Annotated in this window: 14 protein-coding genes and 1 pseudogene; 9 read left to right on the forward strand and 6 right to left on the reverse strand. The window is 66.0% G+C overall.

What is annotated here, in order from left to right; all coding sequences use genetic code 11:
* Positions 1 to 34: 34 nt before the first annotated feature.
* Positions 35 to 826: an IclR family transcriptional regulator gene (locus tag HV798_RS15260; protein WP_025138678.1), complete on the reverse strand. Its 792-nt coding sequence runs from the start codon at positions 824 to 826 to the stop codon at positions 35 to 37.
* Positions 827 to 1000: 174 nt separating this feature from the next.
* On the opposite strand from HV798_RS15260, the gene HV798_RS15265 reads away from it, so the two are divergent.
* The 3 genes from HV798_RS15265 (at position 1001) to HV798_RS15275 (ending at position 6707) form a co-directional block, all read left to right on the forward strand.
* Positions 1001 to 2545, forward strand: a complete 1545-nt coding sequence (locus HV798_RS15265; RefSeq protein WP_175192934.1) for a carboxylesterase/lipase family protein — start codon at positions 1001 to 1003, stop codon at positions 2543 to 2545.
* Between the two features lie 501 nt (positions 2546 to 3046).
* Positions 3047 to 5101, forward strand: coding sequence for a TonB-dependent receptor domain-containing protein (locus HV798_RS15270; protein WP_175192933.1), 2055 nt, complete (start codon positions 3047 to 3049; stop codon positions 5099 to 5101).
* A gap of 7 nt (positions 5102 to 5108) precedes the next feature.
* Positions 5109 to 6707, forward strand: coding sequence for a PepSY-associated TM helix domain-containing protein (locus HV798_RS15275; RefSeq protein ID WP_175192932.1), 1599 nt, complete (start codon positions 5109 to 5111; stop codon positions 6705 to 6707).
* On the opposite strand, the gene HV798_RS15280 is transcribed toward HV798_RS15275, so the two are convergent.
* Complete coding sequence (locus HV798_RS15280; protein ID WP_175192931.1) at positions 6700 to 7332, reverse strand: TetR/AcrR family transcriptional regulator; 633 nt, start codon at positions 7330 to 7332, stop codon at positions 6700 to 6702. The two genes, HV798_RS15275 and HV798_RS15280, sit on opposite strands and share 8 nt — an antisense overlap.
* A gap of 5 nt (positions 7333 to 7337) precedes the next feature.
* Positions 7338 to 8783: an MFS transporter gene (locus HV798_RS15285; RefSeq protein WP_175192930.1), complete on the reverse strand. Its 1446-nt coding sequence runs from the start codon at positions 8781 to 8783 to the stop codon at positions 7338 to 7340.
* A 408-nt stretch (positions 8784 to 9191) separates the two neighbouring features.
* On the opposite strand from HV798_RS15285, the pseudogene HV798_RS15290 reads away from it, so the two are divergent.
* From HV798_RS15290 to HV798_RS15310, 5 genes and pseudogenes are all read left to right on the forward strand, one after another.
* Positions 9192 to 9614, forward strand: a pseudogene (locus HV798_RS15290) (MurR/RpiR family transcriptional regulator); the annotation flags it as partial.
* A 78-nt stretch (positions 9615 to 9692) separates the two neighbouring features.
* Positions 9693 to 10136 (forward strand): DUF2946 family protein, encoded by a 444-nt coding sequence (locus HV798_RS15295; protein WP_175192928.1) that lies wholly within the window; start codon positions 9693 to 9695, stop codon positions 10134 to 10136.
* A gap of 100 nt (positions 10137 to 10236) precedes the next feature.
* Positions 10237 to 10500, forward strand: coding sequence for a FeoA family protein (locus HV798_RS15300; RefSeq protein WP_175192927.1), 264 nt, complete (start codon positions 10237 to 10239; stop codon positions 10498 to 10500).
* Positions 10493 to 12316 carry a ferrous iron transporter B gene (feoB, locus tag HV798_RS15305; RefSeq protein ID WP_175192926.1) on the forward strand — a complete coding sequence of 608 codons (1824 nt, stop codon included), beginning with the start codon at positions 10493 to 10495 and terminating at the stop codon, positions 12314 to 12316. The genes HV798_RS15300 and feoB overlap by 8 nt, the downstream gene beginning before the upstream one ends.
* Positions 12313 to 12588 (forward strand): hypothetical protein, encoded by a 276-nt coding sequence (locus HV798_RS15310; protein WP_175192925.1) that lies wholly within the window; start codon positions 12313 to 12315, stop codon positions 12586 to 12588. Before feoB ends, HV798_RS15310 begins: the two co-directional genes overlap by 4 nt.
* Before the next feature lie 25 nt (positions 12589 to 12613).
* Here HV798_RS15310 and HV798_RS15315 read toward each other — a convergent pair whose 3' ends face one another.
* From HV798_RS15315 to HV798_RS15325, 3 genes are all read right to left on the reverse strand, one after another.
* Complete coding sequence (locus tag HV798_RS15315) at positions 12614 to 13816, reverse strand: pyridoxal phosphate-dependent aminotransferase (RefSeq protein ID WP_175192924.1); 1203 nt, start codon at positions 13814 to 13816, stop codon at positions 12614 to 12616.
* Between the two features lie 67 nt (positions 13817 to 13883).
* On the reverse strand, positions 13884 to 14855 hold the full coding sequence (locus HV798_RS15320; protein WP_175192923.1) for a D-2-hydroxyacid dehydrogenase: 972 nt from the start codon (positions 14853 to 14855) through the stop codon (positions 13884 to 13886).
* A gap of 4 nt (positions 14856 to 14859) precedes the next feature.
* The gene (locus tag HV798_RS15325; RefSeq protein WP_175192922.1) at positions 14860 to 15648 is read right to left on the reverse strand and encodes a class II aldolase/adducin family protein; all 789 of its coding nucleotides are present in this window, start codon (positions 15646 to 15648) and stop codon (positions 14860 to 14862) included.
* A 191-nt stretch (positions 15649 to 15839) separates the two neighbouring features.
* On the opposite strand from HV798_RS15325, the gene HV798_RS15330 reads away from it, so the two are divergent.
* Positions 15840 to 16802 (forward strand): LysR family transcriptional regulator, encoded by a 963-nt coding sequence (locus HV798_RS15330; RefSeq protein ID WP_175192921.1) that lies wholly within the window; start codon positions 15840 to 15842, stop codon positions 16800 to 16802.
* Positions 16803 to 16804 lie beyond the last annotated feature (2 nt).

Consider the following 16804-nt stretch of genomic DNA (forward strand, 5'->3'; position numbering starts at 1 on the left):
GGGCCTGGCAGAATGGCCTGAAGAAAAGGGCCCGTCAGGCCAGCCCGACCTTGCCGCTTAGCGCGCGCGCTGCCGTCTGCAACAACGGCGCGTAGCGGCGCGCGAAGTCTTCGGGCGTATCCCATTCTGAAGTCAGGCCGGCAATCTGGATGGTCGCCACCGGCCGGTGGCGGTTGTCCAGAATGGCGGTGGCCACGTTCAGCTCGCCCAGCAGGCTTTCTTCCACGGCGGTGGCGTAGCCGTCTTCGCGGGCGCGGTGCACCAGCGCCCGGATGCGGTCCGGATCGTTATTGGTCTTGGGCGTGGATGGAATGTTGTCCATCGGCATCAGGGCCGAACGCGCCAGGATGTCTTCGACTTCGTCGTCGGGCAGATTGGCCATGATCGAGCGCCCGCCGGCCGTCTGCACCAGCGGCAATTCGCGGCCGGCCAGCGTGCTGCTGAAGGTTTGCCGCTTGGTCTGGCGGCGCAGCGCAAAGATGATGTACAGGTCGGAAATCAGGCTGAGCTCGACCCGTTCATTGGTTTCGCGCTGCATTTCGGCAATGAGCGGCGTGGCGCGTTCCAGCAGCGGCACGCTGCGCATGTAGTCGAAACTGCGCTGCAGGATCTTCTTGCCGGGCGTGTAGCCTTTGCCGCCGGGGCCGCGTTCCAGGTAGCCCAGCTGCACCAGGGTGTGCGTCATGCGCTGGGTGGTGCTGCGGTCAAAGCCCGTGATTTCCATGAGCTCGTTCATGCTCAGGGTCGACGGGTGATGCGCAAAGGCTTCGAGCAATTCGAAGCCCTTGGCCAGGGACTGGACGAAGAGGGGATCAGGGCGGGTCATGGGATCGATATCAGCTGTGTCGAAGTATTGTATGGCGATGCTTCAATAGCTGAAAGCGATACTTTTTTCGATGTCCGTCAACCCCCTGGCCACGGCGGCGCTCAGCTATCATGAGCGGCGCCGCGGGCGTGGCCGCGCGCCCGCACTGAACGATGGCGAGACCGGGAGGATGGCATGGTTGACGGCTTTGCAGGCAGGGCAATGAGACGGCTGTGGGCCGCAGTCTGTGTCCTGGGTTTCAGCATTTCCGCCGCGTTGGCGGGCCCCATCGTTTCAATCCAGCAGGGCAAGCTGGAAGGAACCGGGCAGGGGGCTGTCGAACAGTTCCTGGGCATTCCCTTTGCCGCGCCGCCGGTGGGACCGTTGCGTTGGGCCGCACCCGCGCCGGTCACGCCATGGACAGGCATCCGGCCCGCGACGCAGTACGCCAGCAAGTGCGTACAGAACGGCTGGGTCGCGCCCATTCGCCAATACCGAAACGAAGACTGCCTCTATCTGAATGTCTATCGCCCGGCCGCGCAGGCCGCACAGCCGCGTCCGGTGCTGGTCTGGTTCCATGGCGGTGCCGCCGTCGCGGGCTCTTCGCAGGATGTTGACGGCTCGGCCTTCGCCGCGAAGACAGGCCAGGTGGTGATCAGCGTCAACTACCGCCTGGGCGCGTTCGGCATGGCGTCGTTTGCAGAATCGGGCAGCAATTTCTGGCTGCGCGATCAGCAGGCGGCGCTGCGTTGGGTCCAAGCGAACGCCAAGGCGTTTGGCGGCGATCCCGGCCAAGTGACGATCATGGGCCAGTCCGCCGGCGCCTATTCGGTCACTGCGCACCTGGTGTCGCCGGCCAGCGCTGGGCTGTTCGTGCGCGCCATCGCGATGAGTCTGCCCGTCGGCCCCATCCATGATTCCGTCACGGCCGAACAAGAACGCAGCAGCGGACCCACGGCAACGATGGTCTACAAAGCGGGCTGCGCCCAGGCGCCGGACGTGCTGGCCTGCATGCGTGCCAAATCCACCGAGGCGGTTTTCGAAGCCGGCGGCGGCGCGGCGACGCGCGCAGCGGGCTGGCGTATGGTCATTGACGGCGAAATCATTCCGGACAACCAGATGGCGCGGTTTGCGCGCGGCGAATTCCACAGGGTGCCCATCCTGGTGGGCTTCACGAGCCAGGAGAACGGATTTTTCCTGCAAGCACGCCGTGCCGCGGGCCAGCCGCCGCTGAATGCGGCCGCCTTGGCCAAGCAGGTCGCCGCGTTGCCGGACAGCGCGCGGGTCCAGGCGCGCTACACCGTCCAGGCCTACGGCTCGCCGACCCAGGCGGCCATCATGATGGCCAGCGACCGCTGGGGCTGCCAGGTGCAGCAGTGGGCCAGGGTGGTGGCCAAGTCGACGCCGGTCTTCATGTACGAGTTCGCCGATCCGAACGCGCCGGCGACGATCTTCCATGTCGACGAGCCCAAGGACGGGCCGTTCCATAATTCGGACATCCCATACGTTTTCCAGAGCGGCTATCCGCACGAGCAGCAGGCGGCGCCGCCCGCATGGACGGCGCCCCAGAAGGCCTTGTCCGATCGCATGCTCGGGTATTACGCGCGGTTCTCGGCGTCTGGCGTGCCGGCAACCGATTGGCCGGCCTCGGGCATCCGAATCCTGGATCCCAATGGCGACAGGAACGAAGCCGATGGCGCATTCGACGAGCGGCATGCCTGTGGGCTTTGGGCTCGTTGAACCGGGCGCAAGGGAGAAAGCGGGGATGGCGTAGTTGGGCTAAAGGAGGCAATGACTCGGTTTGAGTGATTGCCGCCTATCTAGTATTTTACATAATATACATTATGCGAATTACGGGTAACCAGCGGTGGGCCTTGCCCCGGCGTGTCCGCCATTCAGCGATCCGACCGCCGTTCTTGACCCAATACACAACTAAATCAGCCCCTCGATCCAGCCGCTCGTGGTGAAAAAACCCTGCAAGGCCTGATATCCCTGCGTCTGCGCGATACGCCTGGCGCAGCCAGAACGCGACGTCCAACGCGAATTGTCGCCCCATTCGAACTTCCGTAAATTTTGCCCCCACGGACCGAGGCTGTTCTCGGATGCGCGAATCTTCCTGACCTTGCTGAATCATGCTGATTGACGAAATCCCCTGTGCGGTGGGTAGTCCCACAGCCGCGAACAGGCTTGCACGCCCCGGTGCGCAAGCCGATTTTGCCGCTATCGGCCAGGAGATTTCAGATGGCGTTTCGCCAGGTTTCAACGCAGTTTCTCGCCATGCTTGTGTGCGCGACGCCGGCGCTCGCCGGTCAGGCCCAGGCCTCGGATACGCCCGCCGTGCTGTGGCCCGTCGTCGTCACGGCAAGCGGGATCGAGCAAGACATCGCCGACGCGCCTGCGTCGATCAGCGTCGTCACCCGCGAGGAGTTGGAAAAGCGTGCGTTCCGCGACCTGACTGACGCGCTCGGCAGCATCGAGGGCGTGGTCGTCACCGGGATCAGCAACGAGAAAGACATCTACATCCGGGGCATGCCTGGCGCCTACACGCTGCTGCTCGTGGACGGCAAGCGCCAAAGTACCCGGGATGCGCGGGTCAACGGCAATTCGGGCTTCGAACAGGGATTCATTCCGCCGCTGGAGGCGATCGAGCGGATCGAGGTCGTCCGTGGGCCGATGTCGTCGCTCTATGGGTCGGATGCCATGGGTGGCGTGATCAACATCATCACCCGACGTGTCCCCTCCTCCCGCTGGCTCGGTTCGATCGGCGTGGACTACACGGCCCAGCAGCATGGGGATTCCGGGAACTCGCATCAGGAACAGTTCTACCTGGCCGGGCCCATCAAAAGCGACCTGCTGGGGCTGCAGATCTGGGGCCGCCTCTACGACCGGGACGAAGACAGGATCCTCAACGGATTTTCGAGCGCGCGCGACCGCGACGTGACGGCTCGGCTCACGCTGACGCCCAACGCCTTCAATGACATCCTGCTTGAGGCCGGTACGACGAAGCTCCGGCGCAAAAGCACGCCGGGCGACACGTTGGGGCCCAAAAGCACCGCGGCCTACAACGACAACAGCCGCGACCATGCCTCGGTTTCCTATACGGGCCGTTGGGGCTGGGGGACGTCCGAACTGTCGCTTGCGCGCGAATCCGCCCGCCAAACCAAGTATGGACAGAATGGCGCGACCGGCGACTGGGAAAGGAATCCGCGGGCGCCGAAGATCGACAACACGGTGCTGGACGCCAAGCTGAACCTGCCGCTGGGCAACCACCAGCTGGTCGCCGGAGGCCAATGGAACCAGAGCGAGCTGACGGACCGCAACCCCGGGCTGCGCGACAACGTCGACCATCGCTTCCGTATTTCCCAGAAAGGCGTGTTCGTCGAAGACGAATGGCGGTTGACCAATGCGTGGGCGCTGACCGGCGGCTTGCGCCTTGATGACCACGAAATCTATGGCAATCACTGGAGCCCCAGGTTGTACTCGGTGTGGCATGCCGCGGAGCAGTGGACGATCAAGGGCGGCGTTTCCCGCGGTTTTCGCGCGCCGGACATCCGCACGATCGCCCCGGGCTATGCGTACACCACCGGCGGGCCGTCGTGCACGTACGGCCCCAACGGGACTTGCGGCGTGAAGATCGGCGATCCTGGCCTGCGGCCGGAAACCAGCACCAGCTACGAGTTCGCCGCCCTGTGGGACAACGACCAGGATCTGTCCGCCAGCGCCACCTTTTTCTACACCCAGTTCAACGACAAGATTTCCGATGCGCTTGTCCTTGACGCCGATGGCAAGCCGGCACGCTGGGCGCAAGACCGCAACTACCGGCTCTTCTATAGCTACAACATCGACAATGCGACGATCCGCGGCATTGAGTTGGCCACGCGCTGGAAACCTTCACAGACGCTCAGCCTGAAGGCCGGATACACCTACACGGACTCCCGGCAAAAAGGCGGCGACTACGACGGCTACGCCCTCTCGCGTACACCCAAGAACATGTTCAACATGCGGGCGGACTGGGATGCGACGCCGGCGCTCACGCTGTGGTCCGCCTATGTCTATCACGGCAGCGAGATCGACGCCGGCCTGCGCGTCGGGACCAATGGCGCGAAAGTGGCCGATGGCGTGCGCAAATACGGGGGCTATGGCACGGTCGACCTGGGCGCATCCTACGTACTGAACAAGCACACCACGTTCAATCTTGCGCTCTATAACGTCGGCGACAGGCGCCTGGACTCGCTGGACTACAACACCGTGGGCGATGGCCGCCGCCTGTGGGCCGGCGTGAACCTCTCGTTCTGATCCGCCGATGAGACCCGATGGCAAGACCGAGGGCCTGCGCCAATCGATGGCCTGGCTGCACACCTGGAGCGGCCTCGTGCTGGGATGGCTGCTGTACGCCATCTTCTTTACCGGCACGCTGAGCTTCTTTCGTGACGAGATCAACGACTGGATGCAGCCCGAACTGCATCGCTCCGTCCCGTCGCCGGATGCCTGGCAACGCGTGCTGGAAAGCATGTCGCAGATCGCGCCCGACGCGGCCCAGTGGACGCTGGACCTGGCGGACAGCCGCCATCTTGCCGTGCGGGCCAGTTGGAACCTGCTGGGCGCGGGCGCCGACCGCAAGGCGGTCCAGCGGGCCGACCTCGATGCCGGCACGGGTGCGATCCTGCATCCCCGTGCCACGTCCGGCGGCGATTTCTTCTACAACTTCCATTTCCGGCTCTATGGCATTCCGCGCAGCCTGGGCCGTTGGATCGTCGGCGTGGCGGCGATGGTCATGCTGGTTGCACTGGTGAGCGGCGTGATCACCCACAGGCGGATATTCGCCGACTTCTTCACCTTCCGCCCGCGCAAAGGCCCGCGGTCCTGGCTGGACGCCCACAACGCCCTGGCGGTGCTGGCGCTGCCCTTTCATATCGTCATCACCTTCAGCGGCCTGTTGCTGCTGATGTTCACGCTGATTCCCTGGGCCCCCCAGGCGGCCTATCAGGGGGATGAACGGCGCTTTCGCGCAGCGTTGAACCGCAGCAATGTCATCGAACAGGACATCGCCAGCACGCGGGGCGACGCCGCCGTGGGACAAACGTCGGCGTATGCCGCGCTCGCGCCCTTGCTGTCGCAGGCAAACCAGGCCTGGCCTCGCGGCGTCGGCAGCATCCGCATCGACCACCCCGGCACTGCCGATGCCCGGATCGTGCTGCGGGAACGCTGGGCCAGCCGCCTGACGGCGCCCGAGACAGCCAGCCGTGGCCTGGTCTTCGACGCCAGGACGGGTGAACCCATTGGCCGGCTCGATGTGGCGCCGCGCGGGCCTGCCGAGACGGTGTATCAAGTTCTGCTAGCGATTCACCTGGGCCGCTTTGCCGACCCGGTCTTGCGTTGGCTGCTGTTCTTTTGCGGCGTGTCGGGAACCCTGATGGCCGGGACCGGCCTGGCGCTGTTCGTGGTCAAGCGCCACCCTGCCCGGCTGAAGCTGGGCTACACGCCCGGCGGCCACCGCCTGGTGGAAGTGCTGAACGTGGCGGCGATCGCGGGCCTGTCTGTCGCGACGGCGGCCTATTTCTGGGCCAATCGACTCATCGGCGCCAACGCCCCTGAGCGCGCCGAATCTGAAATCGCCGCCTTCTTCGCCGTGTGGGCCTTTTGCTTGCTGCATGCAGTCTTGCGCCAGCATTGGCGGGCCTGGCTGGAGCAACTGGCGGTGGCGGCCGCTGCCCTCCTCCTGCTTCCCTTGTTGAATGGGGTCACAGGAGGCGCGCCGCTACCGCAAGCGCTGGCGCGAGGCCAATGGAGCCTCGTGGGCTTTGACCTGGCTGCCATGATGATGGGCGCCCTGCACGCCTATGCCGCCTGGGCGGTGTATCGCCACCATCATTCGGCGCCAGGCGCCCGCGCCCTCACCTGACATTCATGGCGTGCAGATAGGCGCTGAACATCTCGGACAGGGAATCGGCATGCTCTCGAATCTGGGCTGGCGTACGCGGACGCATCGAGAACTGCTTGCCGGCCGCATTCAGGGTTGATCGCAGCAGGTCGCCGATACGCCTGCGCGTATCGGCAGCCGCATGCGGCAACGCGCCAGCCATGAACGTTTCCAGGGCGTGGCCGATGGACTCGCGCGATTGCCCGGAACCGGGCGTCTCCCGATAGCGGGGCGCCGCTTCGCTCAGTGCGGCCCGAACCGCCGCTTCCTCGCATTCCGATGCGATGAAGGCATGGACCCACGCCCGCAGGCGCGCGTCGGACGATTGCGCCGAATCGGTCAGGATGGCGCACAGCGTTTCCGCCGTCCGCGTCCATTCATCGCTTTGCAGCCGGAACAGGATCGCGGCCTTGTTCGGGAAGTACTGATACACGGACCCGACGCTGACGCCGGCCCGCTCGGCCACGCGCGCGGTCGTGAACCGTTGCGCCCCGGCGCTGGCCAGCACCTGGCTGGCGGCCTGCAGGATGACCGCCACCAGATCCGCCGAGCGGACCTGTTGTGGCTGCCGGCGACTGGTCAGTTGGGGCAGGCGTCGGGTTGCCATGGCGTCTACCTGCCGCTGACCGAGCTGCCGGCGTCACGCTTCAAGCCGAGCAGATCCAGCATGCCGACCAGGGAAACCAGCGCCACCACCAGGAATGCCAGGCGATAGGCCGCGCCAGGCGCCTGATCCACCCCCAGTACGGGCGCCGTCCACTCGCCAATGCGAATGGCGATCGCGCCCAGCGCAATGCCCATCCCCAAGGCCAGCTGCGACATCGTGGAAAACAGCGAACTGGCCGCACTGAGTTCCTCTTGCGGCATGTCGGCGAATGCCAAGGTGTTCAAGGCGGTGAACTGCATGGACCGCGACAACCCGCCGATGAACAGGATCGCCGCGGTCGTCGGGAAGCTCATGGCCGGGCCGATCAGCGCGCACGCTGCCAGGGCCAGCGTGTTGATCACGCCGTTGCACAAGAGGATGCGCTGAAAGCCGAACCGCTTCATCACGGGCGTCGTGAACATCTTCATCGCAAGGTTGCCGGCGAAGACGACCAGCACCAGCTGGCCGGCATGAAAGGCATCCATGCCGTAGCCGACCTGGAACATCAGCGGCAGCAGGAACGGCACGGCGCCCACCGACATGCGAAACAGCGACCCGCCCCGGATGTTCACCGCATAGGTCGGGTGCTTGATCGGTGTCAGCAAGAGCATGGGGTGAGGATGGCGGTTCAGGTGGCGGATGCCGATGGCGAGCATGGCCGCGCCCACGCCCAGGAAAAGCGTCATCTCCTGCCAGGGCAGCACGGCACGTCCGCACAGTTCCACCCCCCACAGCACGCTGGCCAGTCCGCCGCCGATCCAGAAAAAGCCCTGCCAATCGAACGGACGCCGGGTGTCGTCGATCTCGTTGGGAATCAACAGCCAGGCCGCGGCCAGCGCGGCGAAACCGACCGGGATGTTGAGATAGAAGATCCAGCGCCAAGACGTGTACTCGGTAATGAAACCGCCCAACGGTGGCCCCAGGACCGGTGCGAACAGCCCCGGCCAGATCAGGATGGACATGACCCGCATCAGGTCGTGCTTGGGCGTGCTGCGCAGCAGGACCAGTCGTCCGACGGGCACCATCATGGCGCCGCCGATGCCTTGCAACACGCGCAACGCGATGAACGCCCAGAGGTTGTCGGCCAGCCCGCAAGCCAGGGACGCCAAGGTGAAGAGGATCAGGGCCGAGCAGAACACCCGCCGGCTGCCGAAGCGTTCGGCCATCCAGCCGCTGATGGGAATGAACACCCCCAACGTCAAGAGATAGGCGCTGACGCCCAGGCCGAGGTCGGTGGGGATGACGCCGAAGTCGCGGGCCATCGCAGGGACGGCCGTCGTGATCACGGTGCCGTCCAGGTTCTCCATGAAGAACGCGGTGGCCACCAGCAAGGCGGTCAGGGTATTGCGGCGTCTGCCCGCATAGCCGCTGGCTGCGGGCGGAGAAATGGTTTGGGTGGAATCTTGAGCCATGAATAGCGTTTCCGATGAGAAACGCCTGCGCCGATCCGACCTGGCCCCTGCGTACACGCGGCCACGCCCGACCGCGGCGAAGGCGGTTTCAGGCGCGTTGGATGACGTGAACGCTTACGGCGCAAAGGGCTGAATGCCCGAGCGCTGGGCGTTACGTTAGCACGCGGCAGCGGCGTTTTCTACCGTTTCAACGCCCTCTCGTACGGCGGCAAGACAGCCGCTTTTTGACGGAAAACCTGAATAGTTCAAGGCATCGGGCAAGCCCCGTCCGGCGACCCGCCGGCGGCAGGCCGGGTAGCCAGGGGTCGGCGTGATTCGCCGTGCTGCCCGGAAACGCGAATGGCGACGCGAATTGCCCCCCGATTCGAAGTTCCGTAGATTGGATCGTCCCCCGTTTTGCTTCTTGCCATGACCCAAGCCGCCATGACCATCGTCGATCGGATCGCCCGGGCCCAGCCCGCGCTGAGCCGCAAGCAGCACAAGATGGCTGAGTATGTGCTGGCGCACCCATTCCGCGTCGTCACCATGACCATCGAGGAATTCGCGGCGGCCGCCCAGGTGTCCGTGGCGACTGCCAGCCGGTTTGCGCGCGCGCTGGACCTGTCGGGCTATCCGCAGTTTCGAGCCGAACTGGCGCGCGGCTTCCAGGCGACGCTGGAACCGGCGGACGCGCGACCGGCCGGGCCGCCGCATCCTGCCGGCGCGGCGCAGGTCGTCACCGCCACGCTCGAAGAAGACATCCGCAACGCCCAGCACAGCTTGCAGCGCCTGGACGCCCGCGCCTGCGAGCAGGCGGCCGAGACGATCCTGGCCGCCGACCGTGTCTTCATCACTGCCGCGCTGGGCCTGATCGAAGCGCTGTCGGCCGCGGTGGCTTGTCGCACCAGAAATCCGGCTTAGAATCCGGCCATGGCCGTTTCCGCCCGTCCGGGCCCATCCCTCGCGCTCACGTCCTGGCATGCCTCTGGCGTGCTGTGGGCGCTGCTGTTGGCGCTGGTGCTGCGCGGCTTCGTGCCGCCGGGATACATGCCGGACCCCCGCAGCCGGGATGACGGGCGCATCGCCCTGACGCTTTGCACGTCGGTGGGCACCGTGTCCACGGTATTGCTGTCCCTGACAGACAAGCGCGACGATACGTCTGGCCATGGCGGCCCGTCGGCTTCCAGCCTGGATTGCCCATACGGGCTGCTTGCCCACGACGGTTCCGCGCCGCCGCCGTCCGATCTGGCGCCGTCCCCGCTACGCGTGGCGGTTGCGGTCGTGCCGGTGGTTGCCACGTCGCAAGCGCTGCCTCCCCTGCCGGGTCAGGGGCCGCCGCTGGGCTCTCGCGCCCCGCCCTCCTCTCTCGGCTGATCCGCACTCATGCGGCGCGCCAGGCATGGCGCGTCCGTCCTGCCTTGCCCGCGACCGCCTGGCCCCTTCCGGCCGCGCGATCGCCATTCCGATTCCTATCATGATTGATTCTGTCCTACGTCTTTGCGACCTGGCGTTGCAAGAGCGCGCCGTGGTCGACCATATCGCCCACGAGCGCCCCTCGGATCCCATTGCCGCGCGGCTGCGTGACCTGGGGTTCGTCCACGGGGAGCCGATACGGCTGACCGCCCGCGGTCCGTTCGGCGCGTCCCCCTTGCTGGTGGCCATCGGGGCCACCCGTTTCGCGCTGCGTCGCCAGGAAGCGGCCCGCGTGATGGTCAAGCGCGAGGTGCCCCATGGCTGACCATGCATTGCGGCTGGCGCTGGTGGGCAACCCCAACTGCGGCAAGACTGCCCTCTTCAATCAACTGACCGGCGGCCGCCAGAAAGTCGCCAACTACGCTGGCGTCACGGTCGACCGCAAGGAAGGATTCTTCGCCACGCCCGCCGGGCGGCGCGCGCGGATTCTTGACCTGCCCGGCACCTACAGCCTGACGGCGGCCAGCGCCGACGAGAAGATCACCCAGGACGTCCTGCAAGGCCGCTATCCCCGTGAAGTGCGGCCGGACCTGGTGGTGATGGTCGTTGATGCCACCAACCTGCGCCTGCACCTGCGATTGCTGCTGGAAATGCGACGCCTGGACCTGCCGATGGTGGTGGCGCTGAACCTGTCGGACCAGGCGCGGCGGCGCGGTATCGACATCGACGTGCCCCGGCTGGCCCGCCACCTGGGCGTGCCCGTGGTCGAGACCGTCGCGGTGCGGCGGCAAGGCGCCCGGGCGCTGCGCGAGCTGTTGGACCAACCGTTGGCGCCGCAATCTCCCTTGCCCCGCGCGGCCGATCCCCAGGCCGAATTGAGGCAGATCCTGGCCGACACGGTGCGCACGCCGGCATCCGCCACCGCCGTGGATGACCGCATTGACCGCTGGACGCTGCATCCGGTGTTCGGTCCGCTGATCCTGGCGCTGATCATGTTCCTGACGTTCCAGGCGGTCTATGCGATCGGCAAGCCGCTGACCGACGCCATCGTCGACGGAATCGGCAGCCTGGGCGCCTGGAGCACGGCTGCCCTGGGCGACGGTCCGTTCAAGGCGATGCTGCGCGAAGGCCTGTTCGGCGGGCTGGGGACGGTATTGGGTTTTCTACCGCAGATCCTGGTGCTGTTCCTGTTCATCCTGGTGCTGGAGGAATCCGGCTATCTGCCGCGCGCCGCCTTCCTGCTCGATCAGGCCATGGTGGCCGTGGGGCTGACGGGCCGCGCCTTCATTCCCTTGCTGTCGAGCTTTGCGTGCGCCATTCCCAGCATCGTCGGCACGCGCAGCATTCCCGACCGGCGCGACCGTCTCGTGACCATCCTGGTGGCGCCTTTGATGACCTGCTCAGCCCGCCTGCCGGTCTATGCCCTGCTGATCGGCGCCTTCGTGCCCGATGTGCCGGTGCTGGGCATCTTCAATCTGCAGGGCGCGGTGCTGTTCGCGTTGTACGCGGGCGGCATCCTGGCGGCGCTGGGCGTCGCCTACATCGGCAAACGCCTGCGGCCGGCCGGCCAGACCGCGGCATTGCTGATGGAGCTGCCCGCGTACCGCCTGCCCAGATGGCGCGACCTCGGCATCGGCCTGTGGGAGCGCGGGTGGCTGTTTCTGAAGAAGTTGACCGGTGTCATGCTGGCGCTGACCGTGCTGATGTGGTTTATCGCCACGTTTCCGGGCGCGCCTGCGGGCGCTGCGGGGCCGGCCATCGAGTACAGCTTCGCCAATATGCTGGGCCAGTGGATGCAGCCGCTGTTCGCGCCGCTTGGCTTCAACTGGCAGATCACGTTGGCCCTGATTCCCGCCTTTGCCGCGCGCGAATCCGCGGTGGCGACCCTGGCCACGATCTACAGCGTGGCCGAGGGCCAGGAGGATGCCCTGGGCAAGGTGCTGGCCGGCAATTTTCCGCTGGCCAGCGCCCTGTCGCTGATGGTGTGGTTTGCTTTTGCGCCGCAGTGCATGTCGACACTGGCGATCATCAAGCGCGAAACGGGTGACTGGCGCAACGTGGCGCTGTCTTTCGGCTACATGTTCGCGCTGGCCTATGCCGCGTCTTTCGTGACCTACCGGCTTGCGGGGTGGCTGCTATGACGCCGGCCACCGATACGCAAGTCTGGCAATACGCCGTGGTGGCGATGGCGGTGGCAGCCAGCGCCATCGCATTCGCTTGCCATCTGTCGCCTGCCCTGCGCGCCTGGCTGCGCAAGAAAGTGACGGGTGGCCGCCTGCCGGCTGCATCGGCGGATGCGGCTTGCGATCAGGGCTGCGGCCCGTGCGGCGGCTGCGGTGCGCGCCCATCGCCGCGCGGGTCGGAATCCTCGGTTGCGCTGCCCCGCAGCCGGCGGCCTGCGCAACGGCCTTGACGCGCAGCGATGCCAGAAATGCGAACTACGCCAGCTTCTCGCAAGCGCGCTTCAACCGGCGGCAGCCTTCGTCGATCACGTCCATCGATGTCGCATACGACAGCCGGAAAAATGGCGATACGCCATAGGCCGCGCCTTGCAGTACCGCCAGGTTTTCCTCGTCCAGCAGGTACATCACGAAGTCCTCGTCCGTCTGCAGGATCTTGCCCGCCGGCGTCTTGCGGCCCAGCACGCCTGCGCAGGACGGGAATGCGTAGAACGCGCCCTCCGGCACATGGCACGACAAGCCGGGCATCTGGTTGATCTGCGCCACGATGGCATCGCGCCGCGTCTGGAAGATGGCCGTCCGCTCGGCGATGAAACCCTGCGGGCCGGACAGGGCTTCCTGCGCGGCCGCCTGGCTGATGGACGACGGATTGGAGGTGCTTTGCGATTGCAGCTTGGTCATGGCGCGCACCAGCTCTGCCGGCGCCCCGCCGTAGCCGATGCGCCAGCCGGTCATGGCATAGGCCTTGGAGACGCCGTTGATGGTCAGCGTGCGCGCCTGCAAGGCGGGTTCGACCTGCGCCAGGGTGTGAAACGAGCGGCCGTCGTAAAGGATGTGTTCGTAGATGTCGTCCGTCATGACCCAGACCTGCGGATGGCGCAGCAGCACGTCGGCCAGCGCCTGCAATTCCTCCCGGCTGTAGGCGGCGCCGCTGGGGTTGTTGGGCCCGTTCAGGATCAGCCAGCGGGTGCGCGGCGTAATGGCGCGTTCCAGGTCTTCGGGTTGCAGCTTGAAGCCTTTTTCGGGTGGGCCGGGCACGAATACGGGCGTGCCGCCGGCCAGCAGCACGATATCCGGGTACGACACCCAGTACGGGGTGGGAATGAGCACTTCATCGCCCTCTTCCACCGTGCTCAGCAAAGCGTTGAAAATGATCTGCTTGCCGCCATTGCCGACGATGATTTCGTTGGCGCTGTAGGCCAGGTCATTGTCACGCTTGAATTTTTCGGCAATGGCGGCCTTCAGTTCGGGCGTGCCGCCGATGTCGGTGTATTTGGTCTTGGACTGCGACATGGCGCGGATGACGGCCTGGGCCACGTTGTCCGGCGTGTCGAAGTCCGGTTCGCCCGCGGTCAGGCCGACGATGTCGCGGCCGGCGGCGCGCAATTCACGGGCGCGCTGGCCCGCCATCGAGCTGGGCGACGGTTTGATGCGGTCCATTCTTGAAGCGATGAAAGCCATGAGGGTTCCTGTGCAAGGGATGCGGGGATGGGTGTAGGAGCGTTATCGATGAATCGTCGTGCCGGCGTCAAGGCCAGCGGCGCAGGTGATCAAGGAATATCTGGTCGACCCGCCCTTCGTTGCCGTCGGAATGGCCAGCGGAATGGGGCGTGACGATGACGTTGTCCAGGTCCCAGAGCGGCGAATCGCGTTGCAGCGGCTCGAATTCGAAGACATCCAGGTAGGCGCCGGCCAGCCGGCCGTCGCGCAACGCGTCGACCAGGTCGGATTGCACGACGATCTCGCCTCGAGCCACGTTGACAAGGCGCGCGCCCGGCTTGAGCGCCGAGAATGTCCGCGCGTCGACCAAGTGGCGGGTGCGATCGCTCAAGGGGCAAGCCAGGATCAGCCAGTCGGCCCGGGCCGCGGCCTGGTTCAGGTCTTCGAATGCCAGGGTTTCCAGCCCGGGCCCGGCGCTGGCGGCGGTACTGCGCGCGACGATCACATTGACCCGTAGCGCCCGCAGCAAGGCGGTGAGCGTCTGCCCGATGGGGCCCCAGCCGGCCACGATGGCGGTTTGCCCCGCGAGGTCAGCCGGTAGCGCTTGGGCGATCAACGATGCCCAGGTGCGTTCGCGCTGGGCCCGCCACAGGCGCGGAAAATGGCGCGCCAGCGCCAGGACGCCCGCCAGGGCCGTCTGGGCGACCACTTCCGCATTGGCGCCCGACGAGGTCGTGACGGTGACACCGCGGGTCTTGAGCTCGGCAAAGATCGGCCGGTCGGCGCCGGCCGAGTGCGTGTGTACCCAGTGCAGCGACGGCGATTGGCGCAGCGATTCGTAGAAGGCTTCCAGGGTTTCCTGGATGACGTGCTTGGTGGAAAGGCCAGTCACGTCGCGGGAAATGAAGGCCAGGTCGACATTGCCGGGCGCCTGGCCGCGTACCGGGCTGGCGACGACGGCTTCGAACGGGCGCGGGCCCAGCGTGGCGGCGATGGCCGGGCCCAGGCGGTCCCAGGCCTGGGCCGACAGCAGAATGCGTAAAGGGTCAGCGGCGGGCATGGGATCAATTCCGGAACGAAGGGTCCATGCGGTCCAGCTTGCGCAGCAGCGCCGGCCACTCCATCTTGCCGTATGGCCGGCGAGTGCCGGGCTGGTAATTGCTCCAGGTTTCCTGCAATACGGCCTGCGGCACGGCCTGCAGCGGGCTGTGGGTGGCCATGGCGGCCAGTTGCGAACGGCAGGCCAGTTCCAGTCTATGCATCCAGTTGAACGCCTCGCCCACCGTATTGCCCACGGTCAGGGCGCCATGGTTGCGCAGAATCAGTGCTTCGCCGCGGCCCAGGTCCTGCAGCAGCGAGGCCTGCTCGGCGGTGTCCAGCACCACGCCCTGGTAGTCGTGGTAGCCGATGTGCAGAAAGCGCATCGCGGTCTGGGTGATGGGCAGCAGGCCGCACGCCAGCGACGAGACGGCCATCGAGGCCCAGCTGTGGGTGTGGATGACACAGGCGACTTCGGGGCGGGCCTCGTGCACGGCGCTGTGGATCACGTAGCCCGCCTTGTTGATGCCGTAATTCAGGTCGCCGAAATCCGGCCGGGCCAGGATCTTGCCTGCCAGGTCCACCTTGATGAGGCTGGACGCGGTGATTTCCTCGTACATCATGCCGTAGGCATTGATGAGAAAGGCGCCCTCCTCGCCCGGCACCCGCGCCGAAATGTGGTTGGCCATCATGTCGGACATGCCGTACAGGTGCACCAGCCGGTAGCAGGCCGCCAGGTCGACGCGCGCCTCCCATTCCTCGGGCGTGCACCTGGCCTGCATGGATTCGATCTGCAGGGTTCCTTTGGCGTTCATCAAGCGACTCTCCTGAAAAGGCGCGGCCGGGCCGCGGTGGGCGATGGCGGACAGCGCCGCCTGCTGGAAATTCTAGGCAAGTGTTTTCATCGCTACAAATAATTGGTTTTTGTTGATTATTCGTTTTTGCAAATATATGATCCGGCCAGACATCCCGGGCGGCGTTGGGCTGCCCGCTACTGGTGACCCGCATGCTGAGAAACGTCTCCCTGCGCCATCTGCGCTGCTTCGTGGCGGTGGCCAACGCCGGCTCGTTCACGGTGGCGGCTTCGCGCCTGTTCCTGACGCAGTCTTCCCTGACCGCGACCATCCAGCAGTTCGAGGAATCGGTGGGGGTGAAGCTGTTCGACCGCAATACCCGCCGGGTCGCCATGACGCAGGAAGCGGTGCGTTTCAAGGTCGAAGCCGAAAAGATCCTCAGCCAGTTCGATGGCGCCCTGAGCGACCTGCAGGCGTTCTCCAAAGGGCACCAGGGCCACGTGCGCATCGCAGCGGCGGCGTCGGTTATCAACCATTTCCTGGCCGACGCCATCCACGGTTTTCGCCAGACCTACCCCAACATCACGATTTCGTTGCGCGACGCAGGCGCTGAACTGGTCGAGCGCATGGTCTCGGCCGGCGAGATCGACTTTGCGGTGACCAGCCGGCACAAGGGCTATGACGACCTGATCTACACGCCCTTGTTCGAAGACCGCTACGGCGTGGTCTGCACGAAGGATCATGCCTTGGCGGCGGGCCGCGGCCCGCTGCGCTGGGATGCGCTGGACCCGGCCGATTACGTGGGTTTCACGGCAGACACCGGCATTGGCGCCTACCTGCGCGCCAATACGCCCAATTCGGCCCTGTTCGACGGCACCCGCGACGAAATCTCCAGCACGACGTCGCTGTACGCGGTATTGCGCTGCGGCGGCCGCTATTCGATCTTGCCGGCGCTGCCGGCCAGCGTGGGGGAATTTGCCCAGTTCCGGTTCCGCGAACTGACCGGTCCCAAGCTGGCGCGCGAGGTCTGCCTCATCACCCGGCGGTTGCGGTCCTTGTCGCCCAGTTCCGAACAGTTGCTGCGCTTCATCCGCGAGGAAATGCGCAAAAAGCCGGTGCCTCCCGGCGTGCGCATCCTGGAAGCGCGCAAGCGCGGTGGCACCGGCCAGGGCTAGGC

The organism is Achromobacter deleyi (genome assembly GCF_902859705.1).
Lineage (GTDB): Bacteria > Pseudomonadota > Gammaproteobacteria > Burkholderiales > Burkholderiaceae_B > Achromobacter > Achromobacter deleyi.

Coding starts and splice junctions, on each gene's coding strand:
- HV798_RS15260 (WP_025138678.1), bottom strand. CDS start 826: ATGACCCGCCCTGATCCCCTCTTCGTCCAGTCCCTGGCCAAGGGCTTC.
- HV798_RS15320 (WP_175192923.1), bottom strand. CDS start 14,855: ATGCCCGCCGCTGACCCTTTACGCATTCTGCTGTCGGCCCAGGCCTGG.
- HV798_RS15295 (WP_175192928.1), top strand. CDS start 9,693: ATGGCCGTTTCCGCCCGTCCGGGCCCATCCCTCGCGCTCACGTCCTGG.
- HV798_RS15325 (WP_175192922.1), bottom strand. CDS start 15,648: ATGAACGCCAAAGGAACCCTGCAGATCGAATCCATGCAGGCCAGGTGC.
- HV798_RS15330 (WP_175192921.1), top strand. CDS start 15,840: ATGCTGAGAAACGTCTCCCTGCGCCATCTGCGCTGCTTCGTGGCGGTG.
- HV798_RS15315 (WP_175192924.1), bottom strand. CDS start 13,816: ATGGCTTTCATCGCTTCAAGAATGGACCGCATCAAACCGTCGCCCAGC.
- HV798_RS15310 (WP_175192925.1), top strand. CDS start 12,313: ATGACGCCGGCCACCGATACGCAAGTCTGGCAATACGCCGTGGTGGCG.
- HV798_RS15275 (WP_175192932.1), top strand. CDS start 5,109: ATGAGACCCGATGGCAAGACCGAGGGCCTGCGCCAATCGATGGCCTGG.
- HV798_RS15270 (WP_175192933.1), top strand. CDS start 3,047: ATGGCGTTTCGCCAGGTTTCAACGCAGTTTCTCGCCATGCTTGTGTGC.
- HV798_RS15280 (WP_175192931.1), bottom strand. CDS start 7,332: ATGGCAACCCGACGCCTGCCCCAACTGACCAGTCGCCGGCAGCCACAA.
- feoB (WP_175192926.1), top strand. CDS start 10,493: ATGGCTGACCATGCATTGCGGCTGGCGCTGGTGGGCAACCCCAACTGC.
- HV798_RS15300 (WP_175192927.1), top strand. CDS start 10,237: ATGATTGATTCTGTCCTACGTCTTTGCGACCTGGCGTTGCAAGAGCGC.
- HV798_RS15265 (WP_175192934.1), top strand. CDS start 1,001: ATGGTTGACGGCTTTGCAGGCAGGGCAATGAGACGGCTGTGGGCCGCA.
- HV798_RS15285 (WP_175192930.1), bottom strand. CDS start 8,783: ATGGCTCAAGATTCCACCCAAACCATTTCTCCGCCCGCAGCCAGCGGC.